The organism is Lawsonella clevelandensis, assembly GCF_001293125.1.
GTDB lineage: Bacteria > Actinomycetota > Actinomycetes > Mycobacteriales > Mycobacteriaceae > Lawsonella > Lawsonella clevelandensis.
On the sequence record NZ_CP009312.1, the window covers coordinates 155,650 to 172,689 of the forward strand.

The window sequence follows — 17,040 nt, forward strand, 5'->3', positions numbered from 1 at the left end:
AAGAGAACACTCGATTTGTCTGAATCCAGCAGACGGGTTCTGCAGAGGACTTAGGAAAAGAGACCAGCCATCAGGCTGGTCTCTTTTCTTAGGTCGTTTAAGCAGCAGATCGATACACTAACGGGATTTCCGCAGTGTGTCGTAAATTCGCTGGCATTCGGGGCAAATCGGAGAGTTGGGTTTAGGAGTCTGGGTTACCGGAAACACTTCTCCGCATAGAGCAACCACATGAGTCCCCGTGATCGCACTCTCCACGATCTTGTTTTTCTTGACATAGTGAAAGTACTTAGGGGCTTCATCAGTTGTTTTTTCTTCCAGGTCAACATCTGGGCGTTCTAGGACATCAGTAGCAGTACTCACATCTGTCATTGTGCTCTTTTTTCTGACGGCCTTCCACTCTCGCCAAACTCCACTTCCTACCGTGATAAAAGTCTGTGCCAGAATAATGAGGTGACTATTGCTTCGCCTATTCTCGAGACTCTTCGCTCCAGTTTCCACCGAATGAACTACACCATCGATGGATTGCATGAGCTACTTGGTGACGATGCCTTTCAAGCGCTGTTCCGACACGAACCGGTTCCCGTGTGGCTAGCAACAGCCACTCCGCGGGAAGGAAAGACCGCTCCCCTAGCATCTCTCGTGCGCCTTCTCTTGCTAGGAGAGCCGCAGAGCGCGGAAGAGATCTCAGCACTCTTTTGCCTGGCGGGACATGATCTCGCTGATTTCCTTGACAGCGGACTCTTTCAGATGGAGGACAGCGGACTCTATCGTGTTGCGCTTGATGTGCGTCCCGTCGACACAGGCTTCGGAAATCACTGGGTATTCTCTGATCTTGACGGTGCACTGTTTCCTGCGGCCACGCACGAGGACCATGTCCTTGGTGTAGGGGAAGCGTCCCTATCTCTCCTGCGTGCGACCCCACTAGACACTGTCGATTCTCTCCTTGACATTGGGACCGGGTGCGGGATTCAAGCACTCCATGGAAGCCACTATGCTAGGCGCATTATCGCCACAGATTTGTCACCTCGCTGCTGTGAGCTCGCGGCTGCAACTCTTGCGATAAATGGAGTGTCTGTCGTCCCCGAAGGCAGCCTCCTCCAGGAAAAAACTGTTCCTTCAGGTCCGCGTGCAGAGATACGACAAGCCCCGTGGTTTGATGCAGTAGCTGACCATGAATTCGATGCAATCGTCGCGAATCCGCCTTTTGTTGTCGCCTCCGAGAAGATCACCCATTCCTATAGGGACTCGGGTCTCGACCTTGATGGTGCGACCGAACTTATGGTGCGCCAGTCACCCCACTATCTTAAAGAGGGAGGGCATGCGACAATTCTGGGGGCATGGGTGCATGAACAGGATAAAGACTATAGGGCCCGCCTTGCCCAATGGGTACCTCCCGAGGGGGTCGACGTATGGATTGTCGAACGCGATTGCGTTGACCCCGCTCTTTATGTAGCGACCTGGATGAGAGATTCAGGCCGCGATCCTGCTGACCCTCGATGGAGAGACTACGCTGCACAGTGGCTTCGCCATTTTGCCGATCACGGTGTGGCCAGCATTGGCTTCGGCGTAGTGTTCATGCGAAAGACTGCAGGTCCGTCGACTGTCCTGGTTGAAGAACTCACTGCCCCTGAAGGAGATGCACTCGCCGCCGAATCTCTGTCACGCTGGGAACGGTGGGATAACCTACAGCAATGGTCGACCGAGGAACTGCTCTCGCAACGTTTCGCGCTCTCTCCACAAGCAGTATTCTTCGATACCGCAACCCCCTCGTCGGATGGGCAAGGAACACACATCTCTAGCTATTCGGTCTACCGCCGCGACATACCGAGCTTCCATCACGTTATCGATGAACCCCTCCGCACGGTTCTCAATGGACTGTGCCGAGACGGGCTTTCGGCCGGTGACGTCGCCGAACTCCTCTGTACGGTACAGGACTGGGACTGGAACATCTTCCGTCCCGCAGTGTGCTCCGCTCTTCATGCCCTCTATCTGCATGGGATCATCACCCTGTAATTAATTTTAGGTTTTGGGAACTCTTTTGGGGGCTCACGCGTTGAACTGAGTGAATCGACTTACGATGAGGAGGATCCCATGACCTCAGATAGCGCAACAACGGCAGTTGTTGATAGGACGCAGGAGCAGGACCTTGATCGCCCCTCTCAGACTGCCGACTTGGTACGTGTTTATCTGAATGCCATTGGTCGACGGCAGCTCCTGACGGCTGAAGAAGAAGTTGACTTGGCCAAGCGCATTGAAGTGGGCATCTACGCGGAACATCTTCTCGAGGAACATCCCCGCTATGGAGATACTCGTCGTGGACAGCTGCGAATGTTGGTGAGAGACGGGGAACTCGCTCGCCAGCAGCTTTTGGAAGCGAATCTCCGCCTTGTCGTCTCCCTCGCGAAACGATACACCGGCCGCGGCATGCCTCTCCTCGACCTCATTCAAGAAGGAAACCTTGGTCTCATCCGTGCTGTCGATAAATTCGATTACGCCAAGGGATTTAAATTCTCGACGTATGCCACCTGGTGGATTCGCCAGGCTATTACCCGCGGAATGGCAGAGCAGACTCGGACAGTTCGACTTCCTGTTCACCTGGTAGAGCAGTTCAACAAGATCTCTCGGATTAAGCGTGAGCTCAATCAACAGTTGGGACGTCCGGCAACCTGGGAAGAGATTTCCGAGGAATCCGGTATACCGGTCGAGAAGATTCTCGATCTTGTCGACAAAGCACGAGATCCCATTAGTCTGGACACCAAAGTTGGTTCTGATGATGATTCACCACTGGGATCGTTTATTGAAGATGATGGTGCCCTCGACGCTGTCGAATACACCATGACTCGTTTCATGGCGGAAGACGTCCATGACGTTTTGGATGATCTCAGTGAGCGTGAACGTAATGTCATTCGCTGGCGCTATGGTCTCGCTGACGGTGAAACCCACACCTTGGACTTCATCGGAAAGAAATACGGTCTGTCCCGTGAACGTGTGCGCCAGATTGAACGTACGGTGCTGGAGCGTCTTCGGGAAAGCGAAGACATCGAACGTCTCCGCGCCTATGCAAGCTAGCTACATCTCCGATAGCTACTAGCGAAAAGCTTCGAGATCCTGCCTAAAAACTCTTCTTCACGAAGGCGTTTAGGCAGGGTCTTCCTGCATTTTTGATTTAAGATAGGTATGGCTGCCCACACCATTATTTCGGTCTGCCCATAAAGGAAAAGGACTCTCACATGAAAGAGCTTGTCGATACTACCCAGATGTATCTGCGGACCATCCTCGAACTCGAAGAAGAGGGTATTAGGCCTCTCCGCGCCCGCATTGCGGAACGTCTCGAGCAATCTGGTCCCACAGTCAGCCAGACCGTGGCGCGTATGGAACGCGATGGACTTCTGACAGTTGAGGCGAGCCGAGAACTGCATCTCACCCCTAAAGGTCGCGAGATCGCGGTAGCAGTCATGCGAAAGCATCGCCTCGCCGAGCGACTGCTCGTCGATATCATTGGCATGGATGTAGCAGAGATCCACGACGAGGCATGCCGCTGGGAACATGTAATTAGTGAAAATGTCGAACGCCATCTTGTAAAGGTGCTAGACCACCCGCACCACTCCCCCTATGGGAATCCGATTCCTGGTCTTGACCGAATCTCCGCTGATGCGCCCGTGTCAGAAGACTACCCCCGTCTCACTGAGCTTGATCTCAGTGACGAACCACTCATTGTCACGCTGCGCCAAGTAGGCGAAATCGCCCAGACCGATCAGTACCTTGTCGATAGTCTGATCGCCAATGCGATTGGCCCCGGAGCCCGCATCAGTGTCAAAGAGAAAGATGGTGTCATTCGACTGTGCTCATTGGGCGGAGAGTGGATTACCATTCCTAATGACATGGCACACGCCTTTTATATTGAGCCTGTGAAGAGGTAATACATGAAACTCCTGGTTACCGGCGGCGCCGGATACGTTGGTAGCTGCGTTGCTACCGTTCTGGTGGAACGTGGTCACGACGTCACTATTGTCGACAACTTGTCGACCGGTACCAGGGAAGCAGTACCTGCGGGAACTCGCTTCCTTGAAGGCGACATCAAGGATGTTGCACACGAGGTGCTATCTGCGGAGTCGTACGACGGTGTTTTGCATTTCGCTGCTCGCTCTCTGGTCGGGGAATCTTGTGAAGTACCGGACCAGTACTGGCAAGGCAACGTTGTTACCACCCTGGCCCTCCTCGACGCTATCCGTGACAACGGCGTTCCTCGGTTGGTTTTTTCCTCGACCGCAGCTACCTACGGCGAGCCTGATGAGGTTCCCATTACCGAAGACATGCCTACCCACCCCACGAATCCATATGGGGCCACCAAGCTTTCCATGGATATGGCGATTACCTCCTACTGCAACGCCTATGGTCTGACTGCCACCTCGCTACGCTACTTCAACGTGGCAGGTGCCTACCTTGGAGCTGGTGAGAATCGGAAGGTCGAGACCCATATCGTTCCTCTCGTACTTGAAGTCGCCATGGGCTACCGCGAGAAGATTTACATATTCGGCGATGACTGGCCTACCTCCGACGGCACCTGTATCAGGGACTACATCCACGTCTTGGACCTGGCAGATGCACATATTCTTGCACTGGAGAAGTCTCCAGAAGGCCGTCATTCGATCTTCAACCTTGGATCGGGTGAAGGCTTCTCCGTCAAGGAAGTCGTCGAGGCCTGCCGGCAGGTCACTGGGCACCCAATTCCTGCCGAGGTAGCGGAACGCCGTGCGGGCGACCCTGCAGTCCTGGTTGCTTCCTCCGAAAAGGCTAAGCAGGAACTGGGCTGGAATCCGCAGCACACTGATATCACCGAAATCGTCAGCGACGCATGGGAGTTTACTCGTCAGCTTGGTGACCGCGCTTTCGCAGCGCACAAGGCTCGCTAGGCGCCTTCCTCCCAGAGGGATTCGGCAATTTCGTCGACAACTTTTCGTAGTGCCTTGGGCTCAATGCACATGGCCAGCAGCTGCTGCAATGACCGAATTTCAACACACTGTGGGTCGATGGTTGCTGCTTGGTCAAGCATAGTGTGTGCCCGAAAGCCGTCGCCATGGATGTAGTACCAAAATGCCAGTGTCAAGAGCAGGTAGGACCGCATAGCGAGATCGACGCTGGGGATAAGCTCCCACATCCACTCTGCCCACTGATCCGCATCACGGTCGGCCAGCAGTGCGATGAGACCATCAGCTCCTTGGCAAGACTCTATACTACGGAGAAAAAACTGGCGCATGACGACTGCGGATGGGGCCTGTACGGAATGTGTAGGGGTTGTCTGCAGAATCTGACGCAATTCTTTTCCCGAGGGGACGGAACGAAGGGCCAGGCTTTCCGCCCGTACTTCCCATTCAGCGAGATGGGAGAGATCCGTAGTTCGCGCAGCGACCCACTCTTGTGTCTCTTCACGGGACATCAGCGATGGTAGTCCCGCGGAAGAATGCTTCTTCTGGCGTTCAGGAGAAGTAGTTGAATCCGGTCCCGATTTGATGCTGTTGACTGCTGTTGATGCCCCACCAGTGGTCATTTCTCGCTGTTGCTGTGGCAGCACTGCCGCACCGATGCAGCCGGTAGAAACTGTTTCGATGGGGATGACAGTTGGAATTGGACCCTTATCTCCTGTGTAGAGAGAGACCCAGTATCCCCCCGGATGACAATGGCGGGCCATATAGAAATCCTTAATGATGAACCCAACAGAATAGGCTACCTCTTCACAGACTTCATCTATAGCATCTGCTTGGGCGGCCCCCTGCGCTGTCCAGTCTGAGCTAACTAGGATGATGACAAGCTCTCCGAATTCTCGGTCGGCAAGACGCCGCAGTGCGGCTGTTACTGTCCGTCGTGTCTCCGTTGTCTTACCCGGTTTCGGAATGTCGACACGCAGAAGCGGTCCGAGCGCATGAGTGACGCCGGAAGTGGTCATAACGACAAGTGAGTCACAGACATCGAATCCGAAGAAGTGCGGTAGCTGCGCGATGAGGTGCCCAGGTGAAGAAATGGTGTAATGCATACTGACACTGTCGCAAAGGCGAGGTACGTAAAGCCGTCAGCTCCTAGCGTCATCACGGACTAGTCCACAGTCACGAAAAGGTGTGGACAATACAAAATCCGTTGCTCGCTGGGCAAGCAACGGATTTTAGAGGGCTCTGCGGTGCAGGTTATTCGTCTGTTGAGTGATGTTTTGAGGGCCTGGCAGTAGTCGTTCGGGGAGACTGAGTCGATCTCGGCTTCTGGGTGGTAGGGGAACTACTATTGCTAGCGGATTTTTTGGCGTCTCTTTGGGTTGCTTCAGTGGCTTTCCGCTCGACTTCCGTACTTTTCTTTACGGCCTGTTGCAGGACGTCATCTACTTCTCCACGATTAACGGGACCACCAAAATTCATTCCCATTACCTCGACAACAACCTCCCCCATGGGGATTGCATAGAGAAGCTGTTCTTGCGTCGTACTACCGCGCAGATTCGTGGTCTTTGTCGTAATCAGATAGCCCACTGCCTGCGAGCCAGCAATTTCTGGCGCTTCTGTTTTCTCAACATAGACTGTCGAGGTCACCCCGTTTTCCTGCGAGAGGAATGTTGGGCATTGGTCGTTTTTGTCGGCCCATGCAGATACCGCAGTAGTGGGATCAGAGTTATTAATTACGACGAGCGTCAGCGAATGATTCTGCTTTGACGCCATTTGCATAGCAATCTGGTCATTTGCGGACCCAATGCGCCCCGCCGCCCCATTACACGAATTAGGGAAGTTCTCGACGCTAACACCAGCCCTGCCAACATCCTGGATTGCTTTACCGCGTTCTGACAGACTCAGTGTGCGCGCCGAATATCCACCGGGAAACTCAGTTCCACCGAGCAGGTAGTTTGCAGGATCGCGTAGAAACTCGGCCCAATCAACCCGGGGTTTCTTATGCTCCGGCACTTTGACGCCGCTCTGCCGAGATCCATCCCGGCCATTTGTTCCAGTCCGACCAGAACGTGCCTGAGAGGGCTCCGCTGCACCGCCGGGACGTTCCGTCGTTGCCCCGCGTGCTGCAGGCTTCTCCGCCTGTGTGTCCTCTGATCCACATCCGGAAACGAGAGATAGCGACAGTACGGTTGAAAGAGCGAGAGCAGCACGGGTTACCCGTGTGTGCCGAATCTTCATGATTCCTAATTTACCTGAGAGGTGCTCCTTATGCACGGGTTAGCTGCGGATTGGGAATGTCGACGGAGCGGCGTATGTTGACAAGAGTGTGTCCCCACCGGGATTCCAAACAAGTATGCTCGTAAGAAAGAGCGCTTCTTGAGACAGCTTCCCAGCAGCGTACTGCAGATTGCTGTGCGCTGCGCGAGTCTCGTCACTGGGACCCGCTACTCGACTAGGAAGGAGGAGACGATATGCCCGATTCTCTTCATCGACCGCAGTTCCCACGTCCGACACTTCCCGATGGTGTCGATAGCGTCCCGTTTGTACACGGACTTACTGGTTTTGTCGATGCCGGCAATACCGTATTTATCACCACTCAGCATCTGCTAGGTTCGCTTGAGAAGGAGCTGGTGGCGAACTTCACTGCTGATGCTGTTATCGAATACACCAATCGGCGCCCGGCAATGCTCATGCGTGACGGAAAACTGGAAGCTTTCCATCCCCACGACATCAAATTGTGGCTCCTCTACGACAACAACGGCCATCCCTTTTTCCTCCTGGAAGGCACCGAACCGGACTTGCACTGGGGACAGCTTTCTCGTGAGATTCTCGGTTTACTGGCGTCTTATGGAGTGAAAGAAACTGTCGGAATCTTTGCCGCCACAATGGGCGTTCCGCACACTCGCCATGTCCCCTGTTTGCACCATGGCTCACAACACTTCGAGGGAGAGGGAATCACGAATTGGGAAGGCTCTATGCGTTTCCCCGCTAGCTTTGATGCCTACCTCGATTATATCTTGCAAGAGGAACACTTCCGTATGGATGGCTTCACCGCACAGGTTCCTAACTACCTTGCTCAGTCGCACTATTCCCCTGCAGCTGTCCAGCTTCTGCATGCTCTTCAGTCTTTCTGCCAGCTTACCATTCCCACTGGGGCTATCGAGAAGGACGCCGACGACCTTCTTACAGAAGTCAATGAGCAGATAGACGATAACCCAGAACTGGTCACTGTCGTCCGCACGATGGAACAAACCTATGACTCTTTCAAAGAGGAGCATGAGCGGAAAAAGACGGAGGAGGCGGACCTCAAGGTGTTCGCCGAAGACCTTATGAACTCCGAAAAGTTGGGCGCAGAGCTGGAGAAGTTCCTTTCCCAAGTTGATACCCGGCAGGATCCACCTGCGGAAGAAGGCGACGCATAGCCCGTGGATTCTTCGACCCCGACTCTGTCCAACTATCTTCCCGAACTTATAGATTGCCCTGTATCACTGCTGGATACGTCCGTCGTTGACTGTTTTGAACGCTATCTTGCCGATTCTGGCATCGACCCCTACCCTGCTCAAGCTGAAGCTTTTCTCACCATCAGTGCTGGCGATCACCTTATCCTTTCGACCCCTACTGGATCGGGGAAGAGCCTAGTAGCCATCTTTGCTCACTGGTGGGCGATGACGCATGATCAGGTCAGCTTCTATACTGCACCGATTAAGGCGCTCGTCAATGAGAAATTTTTCGCACTGTGCGAGGTCTTTGGATCCGAAAACGTTGGGATGATGACTGGAGACGCCACCGTCAATCCTTCCGCACCTATTGTGTGTGCAACTGCCGAGATCCTGGCGAATAAAGCCCTCCGCGAAGGCGAAAAGTGTGAGGCCGGGCTTGTAATCATGGACGAATTCCATTTTGTGGCAGACCCAGATCGCGGCTGGGCATGGCAAGTACCACTCATCGAACTCCCCCATACTCAATTTGTTTTGCTCTCTGCCACACTCGGTGACACGACACTGTGGAAAGACGGACTGTACGAGCGTTCAGGCCGGGTTGTCACGGAGGTTACTGGTGCGGAGAGACCAGTGCCCCTTACCTATCGGTACTCGCGCTCTCCACTCAATGAGTCTGTCCTGTCTCTTGTGAACGAGGGTTTAGGTTCCCTCTACATCGTGTTCTTTACCCAACGAGATGCGATCGGCTATGCCAACCAGCTGAAAGCTACTGCCCTTATCCCAAAGGAGCAACGTGCCCGCATTGCGGAAGCACTACGTGGGTTCCGATTCTCTACTAGTTTCGGAATTTCGCTGCGTACGCTGCTGCTGCACGGCGTGGGTGTCCATCATGCGGGGATGCTCCCTAAGTATCGGCGGCTCGTCGAACGGCTTGCCCAACAAGGCCTGCTCACTGTCATTTGTGGAACAGATACATTGGGAGTGGGCATCAACGTGCCCATCCACACTGTTGTGTTCAGCGGTTTGGCCAAGTTTGATGGTCATCGTCAGCGCATTGTCAAAGTCCGCGAGTTTCAACAAATTTCCGGTCGGGCGGGACGGGCTGGGTTCGACACTGAAGGCCTCGTTATCGTACAGGCTCCGGTTGAAGAAATTGACGCGCTGCGAGCTACTCGGAAAGGCCAAAAGCCGAAAAAGAAGAAGAAAGAACCGGGCGTCGTTAGCTGGAATGAGACGACTTTCGAAAAACTCACCTCTTCCCCTGCAGAAACCTTGGTTCCTCGCATGCAGATGACGGCGAGTATGCTACTTCAACTCATTGAGCGGCCGGGGAGTTTATTCTCAGCTGTCCGGCATCTCATCACACATAGTTATGTCAGCCGAGCACAACAGCGGAAACTTGCTCTCGAGGCATTTGCTCTCTTCCGCGGTCTAGAAAAGTCTGGTGTGGTGACACACCAAGACGAGCCCTATGCGGATGGACGATGGGTTCACATTCGTGGTGATCTCCCCCATGAATTGGCACTCAATCAGCCGCTATCCCCGTTTGCCTTAGCCTATCTGAGCATTCTCGATGCCGATGCAGCCGACTACCCGCTACAGGTACTCTCCATTGTCGAGGCAATTCTCGAAAGTCCCTATCCGGTTCTCTACGCACAACAAAAGAAGCTCCGTCATGCCCGTGCTCAGCTACTTAGAGAAGACGGAGTGAGCTACCAGGAAATGATGGCCGAGCTTGATGAGATAACCTGGCCACAGCCGCTTGCGGAAGAGCTTTCCATTGCGTTGGAGAACTACCGAGAGGAGCACCCCTGGGCGCAGCAATGGGATCTTAGCCCCAAATCAGTTGTCCGAGAGATGGTGGAGAATGGGATGACTTTTGGCGATCTCATTGCCACGTACGGTATTTCCCATGCCGAGGGAACTGTTTTGAGGTACCTTACCGATTGCTATAACACACTCCGACGGTTGCTTCCGCACGATGCACTCACCGACGAGCTGCGCGACATTCTCGACTGGCTACGGGCGCTCGTGGACCAAATTGACAATTCACTGCTCGCAGAATGGGAAGCTCTACAGGCCGGTCGAGTGCCCACCGAGGAAGAACGCAATGCTACCGCTCCCCCACCACTCCTCACCGAGAACCGCTACTTGTTCGAACGCCTCATCCGCACTGTTATGTTCCGACATGTTTCTCTACTCGCTCTTGATGACACGAAAACTCTTACCCAACTCGATGAAAGGATCTCACTGGAGTATCCCGACTGGTACCAGGAAACGGAAGACTACTGGGCCGAATACGACGACATCATGACCGATAGCGACGCCCGTAGTGCTCGTTTCATCACCATCACTCCTTCCCCAGATAGAGCAACATGGGACGTTCGCCAAACCATCTGCGATCCGGAAGGGGACCATTCGTGGGTCATCGATGCAGTCGTCGATAGCACTCTGTCCGATGAACACGGAGAAGTACACTTTCAGTCCCTCGAGATTAAGGATTTAACGCATTAATGAGTTCTCACATCACTCCAGTATTCCGCATTCGTCCAGCTCGTCATGAAGAGGTAGCGACCGCAGCAAACATCATTGCCGACTCCTTTGGGCCGGTCGAGCCCTATCTCATCTGGCTGTTTCCACATTCTCAGGATCGGGCTAAAAGTGCTCTCCCGCTCATTCAACTTTGGGCTGAAGATGCATACGCAGCTGGCACTCTGATGGTGGCGGTAACAGCTACAGAGGCCAGCTCCACGGATATGCATACGACCCCTGAGTGCGTTGCCGGCGCTGCCATTTGGGAGGTGGAGGGCGCACCTGCGGGGAAGCATGCATCCGCAGGTGGAGCGTTCCTCACACAATGCCGTCACTTCGGCAGGATGGTCACAAAGTCTGTTGTGACGCTACCAATCATGTGGCGTACATTGGGAAAACACTTTTGGCGCTACTACTTTGAAGCTTTTCTTTCAAAAAATGCACGCGGGTTTGAGGAACAATGTTACCTCTCCAGCCTGGCGGTAGCACCAGCTTTCCGCGGCTTCGGTGTCGCCGCACAGCTCCTCCACCAACCTCCCCGAAAGGACCTTCTGCTGACGCTGGAATGCAGGGAAGAGTTGGTAGGGTTCTACCTGCACAACGGTTTTATCCGAGGACGATGCTACTGCTTGCCACGAACCACCACAATGGTGTCTTTCAGCCGCTTTTCTTAATCGTTTCTACGGGGCTATTTAGTTGGCGTGTAAAACTCTGCAGGTTGTTTCGCAAGTGTGCGCTAAGTCATGTCTGGGGGTTTCATCCTACACGCCTTTCGCTCGTTACAATCGTTTCCAGAAGGAGAAAACTCCTCTCTACTTCGCGCATTTAGTGGAAAACGGTAACGATAATCACTGTCGAAAGGGCTCAGTATGGGACACGTACCAATGCAGGTGATCAAGGACGTTCTGCCCCTGGTAAAGAATGGTGGACCCACCATGATTAAGAACGTCGTGAAGAACCTCATGAAGAAAGTAACGATGAATGACGGCACTGCCATTGCCGGACACGTCGTCCTTATTACTGGCGGATCTAACGGTGTTGGTCGTTTAATGGCGGAAGAGTGCGCTCGTCGTGGTGCAAAGGCCGTCATTATTTGGGGCTTTACCCAGCACCGTATTGATGACACTGTTGCCCGTCTGCAGCAGATGCGGTGCACTGCTAAAGGCTACCAAGTGGACGTTTCTAACCGTGAGGCCGTGAAGGCTGCGGCAAAGCAAGTGCTCGATGAATTCGGCCAGGTCGATATTCTCGTACACTCCGCTGGTGTGGTATCCGGTGCTCCTCTGCTTGAACTCTCCGACGAAGCGATTGACCGTACTCTCGGCATCAATCTCAACGGCCTGTTCTACGTCACCCGCGAGTTCCTTCCCGGTATGGTTGCCCGCGACCACGGCCATATCATTACGCTGAGCTCTGCCGCAGGAACTATCGGACCTGCTCTGATGACTGATTATGCAGCATCCAAGTGGGGTGCACGAGGTTTCATGGAGTCACTCCGCAATGAATTGGCGAAAAACAAGTCCGCCGTGAAGACCCTCACTGTCTGCCCCTACTACATCTCCACCGGCATGTTCGATGGTGTGAAGACACGTATCCCGCTGCTGCTGCCCATTCTCAAGCCGCAAGAGGTATCCGACAAGATCATTGCCTGCATTGAGTCTGGACAGCAGGAAGTCTTTATGCCGCCGCTGGTGAAGTACACCTCGCTGATGCGTGTTCTTCCTACACATTGGTTTGACGCTATGGCAAACTTCCTTGGCATTAATGACGGCATGAATGAGTTCACTGGCCGCAAATAGTTAGCTGAGCTCTTTCCTCACCTAACAGATATGGGGTGGGCGGATCAGATGATCCGCCCACCCCATCTTTCATGGCATTGTGTCAATCAATGGCCTAGAGATTTACCGGCTGCGAGCGACCTTCTCGTGCGTCGTTCCGACTGTATTCGCGAATGCTTCCCCGATAGTGCGTGCGAGTGAGTCCCAGTCTCCCCCACGAGTCGATGACGAGCGATAGACAAGGCCCATCTTTCGACCCGGTACCGGGTCTGCAAATCGTGCGATTGCGATTCCCTTCATATAGCCCTCCACAGGAATCGCAGAAGCAGGGATCAGCGTGGCACCCATTCCTGCGGAGACACACTGCAAAATAGTGGGAAGAGAGGCAGCGCGCGTATTAGATTTGCCCACTATAGCCCCCACAGAATGACAGAGATCAATTGTCTGATCACGCAAACAATGTCCCTCGTCAAGAAGCAGGAGAGGCACCTCACGCAGCACACTTGTCGGGAGATCTTTACGACCTTCGAGGGGGTGCCCCTTGGGAACAGCTAGCACGAAGTCCTCTTGGTAAAGAGTAATCGAGTTGAAGCCCGTCTCTCCCAGAGGAAGCGCCAACAATGCCACGTCGATACGGCCAGCCCGCAAGCTTTCCAGCAAGCGTGCCGTCTGGTCTTCGATTACTGTTACCGAAAGATTTGGGTAATGCTGGGCTGTAAGACCCAGAATCTGGGGCAAAATGTAAGGTGCCGCGGTAGGAATAAGACCGATGGAAAGATCACCTTCCAGACCGTGTCCGAGGCCCTGTGCCGCAGATCGGAAATGATCGGCTGCAGCGATAACAGCCTCTGCATACGGGAGGAGTGACTCACCTTCTTGCGTGACGATGACACGTCGCGTCGATCGCTCAATCAAGGTGCGGTGGATGCCTTCTTCCAAGGTTGCAAGGGACTGCGACAGTGACGGTTGTGAGACTCCGAGACTGTGCGCTGCAGCACCAAAGTGACGGTGGTGCGCGACAGCAACAAAGGCTCTCAGGTGCGCGATAGTCGGTTGATATGATTGATTAGCCATAATGATTATTATAATACACTCCAAAAGTCTTGACTTTTTAATTTCAAGCATGAAAGATAAAAGCCAAGAGGAATCACCAGAACATGGTGACGAATGTATTGGTATTCACCAGAAGGAGTACAAGATGGCTCTGCTTACTATTGATGACGAATTCCCCGAGTTCTCCCTGACCGCACTTAAGGGTGGAAACCTGCACGATATTGACGCCGACAATCCCGAGGACTACTTCGAGACTATCGACAACAACAGCTACAATGACAAGTGGCGCGTCATCTTCTTCTACCCGAAGGACTTCACCTTCGTCTGCCCGACTGAGATCAAGGCGTTCGGTGACCTCAATGATGAGTTCTTCGATCGCGACTGCCAGGTACTCGGTGTTTCTATCGACTCCGAATACTCCCACTTCCAGTGGCGTGCCACCAACGACAAGCTGCTCGAGATCCCCTTCCCCATGCTTGCTGATATCAAGCACGAGCTTGTCCAGGCCACCGGTGTGGAAAACGCTGATGGCGTTGCCGACCGCGTGACCTTCATCGTTAACCCCGAGAACAAGATTCAGTACGTCTCCGCAACTCCCGACTCTGTCGGCCGTTCGGTGGAAGAGGTTCTGCGCGTCCTCGATGCTCTGCAGACTGCTGGCCCCTGCGGCTGCGACTGGAAGAAGAACGATCCCACCATCAACAAGCTAGACGTTGTTTCCTCCGTCTTCAAGTAGGTCGTCGCCTTCGGTTAAAACCCACTAAGACAACAGAAGAAGGATCCCTTACAATCAGTAAGGGATCCTTCTTCTTGCCATTTTTTGCCACTTCTTTTCCGCTATAAGTAAACAGTATCCCTATGTCAATCAGTATTTCTTGGTGCGATTTTGGCACTCTCGTCTCGCATCTATCAACACGTGGCAAGTGGTGCACAAAACTCTCTCTGAATCGTTAAATTAATAGCATCCCCTGAGAATCGGTCATATGACCACATGTTCTCACTCGCTCTCTAGCAGGAAGTCCCCGCATGACAAACCAAACTCGGAAGATGACGAAGAACCTCATCACCCTGGGTGCAGCAGTGGCAGTAGCGCTCACCCCAGCACTCACCGGAAGCGCTGCCGCTACATCCGCTCGCCCTTGGATGAACACCGCTCTTACCCCCGAACAACGTGCTAAAAAGCTGTTAAAGGTGATGAACCTCGAGCAAAAAGTTACCCTCGTGCACGGTGTGTTGACGAGCAAAGGTCCGATCCCGTCCGTTGGCACCGTGAAAGGCATTCCTGAACTCGGAATTCCGGACTTTGTCCACTCAGATGGTCCTGCGGGTGTTCGCAATGGCACCGATCCCGCTACCAAATTCCCCTCCCCTATCGCCTACGCAGCATCGTGGGATCGCAGCATTGCGGCCTTGGAAGGTCGCATTGCTGGTGAGGAAGCACAAGATCTTGGCACCGACCTACTCTACGGACCTGGCTTTAATATCGCCCGGAACCCGCTGGCTGGCCGTACATTCGAATACTACGGTGAGGATCCGTATCTTTCTGGCATCATGGCCGCCGCCAATGTCCGAGCTATACAATCGACAGGGACCGTCGCTACCCTCAAGCACTATGTAGCGAACAACCAGGAAACTAACCGTATGCTGGGTTCTTCTAACGTTCCGGATCGCGCTCTCCACGAGATTTACATGAAGCCATTCGAGATTGCTATCAAGTATTCTCAGCCCGGCGCCGTCATGTGCTCCTATAACGCCATCAACCATGAACACGGGTGCTCCAGCTACTACAACCTTGTTACCAATCTTCGTGACCGTATGGGATTCACCGGACTCGTTGTTACCGACTACCCAGCATCCTGGGATGTCACCGACCTGAAGAATGGTCTCAACATTGAAATGCCGGGTACCTTCCGCACTTCTCTGCCACTCGTAAAGGCTGCTCTGGATCGCGGTGACATCACTATGAAAGACCTTGATACGCGTGTCAAGGAAACCCTCACCGTGATGTTCCGCTTCGGTCTGTTCGACAAAAAGAAGGATATCCGCCCGATTAATGTCGAACGTGGTTACCAAGCAGCACAGAAGATCGCTGAGAACGGTGCTGTCCTACTGAAGAACAAGAACAATGCTCTGCCTCTGAACCCCAAGACGACCCGTAAGATTGCCGTTATTGGTGACTCTGCCCGTCTCGCTTTGGGAGGTGGCGGGTCTTCCAACGTCATCTCAAAGAAGCGTGACAACGCGCTCGACGAGATCACCAAACGTTCTCAGGGAGCAAAAGTAACCTTCAACGGTTCACTCGACCCACTCGGTGCAGCTAATAATGCCAAAGATGCCGACGTTGCGCTGGTTTTCGTCGAGAAGATTAGCACTGAGCTCTTTGACAACGTCACGCTGAACCTCAAGCCAGCAGACGAGAACCTCATTAAGACGGTAGCTGCAGCCAATAAGAAGACGATTGTCATCATTAACTCTGGTAACCCCATCGCCATGCCTTGGATCAACGATGTTGCTGGTGTTCTCGATATGTGGCAGCCGGGCGCAGCCGGTGGATCAGCAACCGCTGCGCTGCTCTATGGCGACGTCAATCCGTCTGGTCGCCTGCCGCAGACCTTCCCTGCCACTGACGGTCAGTGGCCCGCCAACACGATGACCCAGTTCCCGGGTGACTGGATTGGCACAGACGTTAACTACAGCGAGGGGATCTGGGTGGGTTACCGCTGGTACCAGCAGCAGAATAAGCGCCCCCTCTTCCCCTTCGGATACGGCCTCTCCTACACCACCTTCGCGTACTCTGCACCGCGCCTTGCTGCCACCTCCGGCAGTAAGTCTGCACCAGTCAAGGTGACATTCACGATCACTAATACCGGTAAGCGGACAGGTGCTAGTGCTGCACAGGTCTACGTGGGGAAGCCAAAATCAGGGCTAGCGGTTCCCCAGAAAGAGCTGGGTGCTTTCACCAAGGTGTACCTGCAGCCGGGCGAATCGAAGACGGTTACTGTCACCATTGATCCGCTGCAGCTCTCTGTGTGGAATTCCAAACTGCAGAAATTCTTGGTGAAGTCCGGCGTCTACAAGATCTACATTGGCCAGAACGTCGACAACACCCCGCTTTATCTCACATACACGGTGCGGTAGACCTGTTTCTCTCGCTAAATAGTTTTTTGCTGATGTCCCTCCTCTTTTTGGGGAGGGACATCAGATGTATTTGGGCAGTCCGCTTGACTCCTGCGCGCTACTAGGCAATAAACAACAATTCTCCCAAATTGAAAAAACACAATCGGTAAATTAGAAGCTGACTTGATCGATCTA

General features: G+C 53.6%; 14 protein-coding genes. 10 read left to right on the forward strand and 4 right to left on the reverse strand.

Annotated elements, in window-relative coordinates; genetic code table 11:
- Positions 1 to 117: 117 nt before the first annotated feature.
- Positions 118 to 369 carry a DUF3039 domain-containing protein gene (locus IY73_RS00745; protein WP_053961380.1) on the reverse strand — a complete coding sequence of 84 codons (252 nt, stop codon included), beginning with the start codon at positions 367 to 369 and terminating at the stop codon, positions 118 to 120.
- Positions 370 to 450: 81 nt separating this feature from the next.
- Between IY73_RS00745 and IY73_RS00750 the strand changes: the two genes are divergently transcribed.
- From IY73_RS00750 to galE, 4 genes are all read left to right on the forward strand, one after another.
- The gene (locus IY73_RS00750; RefSeq protein ID WP_053978666.1) at positions 451 to 2,013 is read left to right on the forward strand and encodes a DUF7059 domain-containing protein; all 1,563 of its coding nucleotides are present in this window, start codon (positions 451 to 453) and stop codon (positions 2,011 to 2,013) included.
- 78 nt (positions 2,014 to 2,091) lie between these two features.
- Entirely contained in the window at positions 2,092 to 3,069 is a 978-nt protein-coding gene (sigB, locus tag IY73_RS00755) for an RNA polymerase sigma factor SigB (RefSeq protein WP_053978667.1), read from the forward strand.
- 161 nt (positions 3,070 to 3,230) lie between these two features.
- Positions 3,231 to 3,920 (forward strand): metal-dependent transcriptional regulator, encoded by a 690-nt coding sequence (locus tag IY73_RS00760; protein WP_053961383.1) that lies wholly within the window; start codon positions 3,231 to 3,233, stop codon positions 3,918 to 3,920.
- A gap of 3 nt (positions 3,921 to 3,923) precedes the next feature.
- Entirely contained in the window at positions 3,924 to 4,913 is a 990-nt protein-coding gene (gene galE, locus IY73_RS00765; protein WP_053961384.1) for a UDP-glucose 4-epimerase GalE, read from the forward strand.
- On the opposite strand, the gene IY73_RS00770 is transcribed toward galE, so the two are convergent.
- On the reverse strand, positions 4,910 to 6,031 hold the full coding sequence (locus IY73_RS00770) for a DUF4192 family protein (protein WP_053978668.1): 1,122 nt from the start codon (positions 6,029 to 6,031) through the stop codon (positions 4,910 to 4,912). The two genes, galE and IY73_RS00770, sit on opposite strands and share 4 nt — an antisense overlap.
- A 148-nt stretch (positions 6,032 to 6,179) precedes the next feature.
- Entirely contained in the window at positions 6,180 to 7,163 is a 984-nt protein-coding gene (locus IY73_RS00775; protein WP_148417447.1) for a DUF5642 family protein, read from the reverse strand.
- A 233-nt stretch (positions 7,164 to 7,396) separates the two neighbouring features.
- Here IY73_RS00775 and IY73_RS00780 point away from each other — a divergent pair, with 233 nt between their 5' ends.
- From IY73_RS00780 to IY73_RS00795, 4 genes are all read left to right on the forward strand, one after another.
- On the forward strand, positions 7,397 to 8,347 hold the full coding sequence (locus tag IY73_RS00780; protein ID WP_053961387.1) for a PAC2 family protein: 951 nt from the start codon (positions 7,397 to 7,399) through the stop codon (positions 8,345 to 8,347).
- Positions 8,348 to 8,350: 3 nt separating this feature from the next.
- The gene (locus IY73_RS00785; RefSeq protein WP_096334755.1) at positions 8,351 to 10,879 is read left to right on the forward strand and encodes a DEAD/DEAH box helicase; all 2,529 of its coding nucleotides are present in this window, start codon (positions 8,351 to 8,353) and stop codon (positions 10,877 to 10,879) included.
- A complete protein-coding gene (locus tag IY73_RS00790) occupies positions 10,879 to 11,571 on the forward strand; it encodes a GNAT family N-acetyltransferase (protein WP_053978669.1) in 693 nt (230 codons plus the stop codon). Before IY73_RS00785 ends, IY73_RS00790 begins: the two co-directional genes overlap by 1 nt.
- A 195-nt stretch (positions 11,572 to 11,766) precedes the next feature.
- Entirely contained in the window at positions 11,767 to 12,696 is a 930-nt protein-coding gene (locus tag IY73_RS00795; protein WP_199397489.1) for an SDR family oxidoreductase, read from the forward strand.
- A 102-nt stretch (positions 12,697 to 12,798) separates the two neighbouring features.
- Here the strand turns inward: IY73_RS00795 and IY73_RS00800 are convergent, their stop codons facing one another.
- The gene (locus IY73_RS00800) at positions 12,799 to 13,749 is read right to left on the reverse strand and encodes a hydrogen peroxide-inducible genes activator (protein WP_053962625.1); all 951 of its coding nucleotides are present in this window, start codon (positions 13,747 to 13,749) and stop codon (positions 12,799 to 12,801) included.
- 124 nt (positions 13,750 to 13,873) lie between these two features.
- Between IY73_RS00800 and IY73_RS00805 the strand changes: the two genes are divergently transcribed.
- Both IY73_RS00805 and IY73_RS00810 read left to right on the forward strand, forming a co-directional pair.
- Positions 13,874 to 14,464 (forward strand): peroxiredoxin, encoded by a 591-nt coding sequence (locus IY73_RS00805; RefSeq protein WP_053962626.1) that lies wholly within the window; start codon positions 13,874 to 13,876, stop codon positions 14,462 to 14,464.
- 290 nt (positions 14,465 to 14,754) lie between these two features.
- Positions 14,755 to 16,866 (forward strand): beta-glucosidase family protein, encoded by a 2,112-nt coding sequence (locus IY73_RS00810; protein ID WP_053961389.1) that lies wholly within the window; start codon positions 14,755 to 14,757, stop codon positions 16,864 to 16,866.
- Positions 16,867 to 17,040 lie beyond the last annotated feature (174 nt).

Excerpts from the sequence above, each read along its gene's own strand:
- IY73_RS00745 (WP_053961380.1), bottom strand. The coding sequence starts at position 369 with ATGACAGATGTGAGTACTGCTACTGATGTCCTAGAACGCCCAGATGTT.
- sigB (WP_053978667.1), top strand. The coding sequence starts at position 2,092 with ATGACCTCAGATAGCGCAACAACGGCAGTTGTTGATAGGACGCAGGAG.
- IY73_RS00760 (WP_053961383.1), top strand. The coding sequence starts at position 3,231 with ATGAAAGAGCTTGTCGATACTACCCAGATGTATCTGCGGACCATCCTC.
- galE (WP_053961384.1), top strand. The coding sequence starts at position 3,924 with ATGAAACTCCTGGTTACCGGCGGCGCCGGATACGTTGGTAGCTGCGTT.
- IY73_RS00770 (WP_053978668.1), bottom strand. The coding sequence starts at position 6,031 with ATGCATTACACCATTTCTTCACCTGGGCACCTCATCGCGCAGCTACCG.
- IY73_RS00775 (WP_148417447.1), bottom strand. The coding sequence starts at position 7,163 with ATGAAGATTCGGCACACACGGGTAACCCGTGCTGCTCTCGCTCTTTCA.
- IY73_RS00780 (WP_053961387.1), top strand. The coding sequence starts at position 7,397 with ATGCCCGATTCTCTTCATCGACCGCAGTTCCCACGTCCGACACTTCCC.
- IY73_RS00790 (WP_053978669.1), top strand. The coding sequence starts at position 10,879 with ATGAGTTCTCACATCACTCCAGTATTCCGCATTCGTCCAGCTCGTCAT.
- IY73_RS00795 (WP_199397489.1), top strand. The coding sequence starts at position 11,767 with ATGGGACACGTACCAATGCAGGTGATCAAGGACGTTCTGCCCCTGGTA.
- IY73_RS00800 (WP_053962625.1), bottom strand. The coding sequence starts at position 13,749 with ATGGCTAATCAATCATATCAACCGACTATCGCGCACCTGAGAGCCTTT.
- IY73_RS00805 (WP_053962626.1), top strand. The coding sequence starts at position 13,874 with ATGGCTCTGCTTACTATTGATGACGAATTCCCCGAGTTCTCCCTGACC.
- IY73_RS00810 (WP_053961389.1), top strand. The coding sequence starts at position 14,755 with ATGACAAACCAAACTCGGAAGATGACGAAGAACCTCATCACCCTGGGT.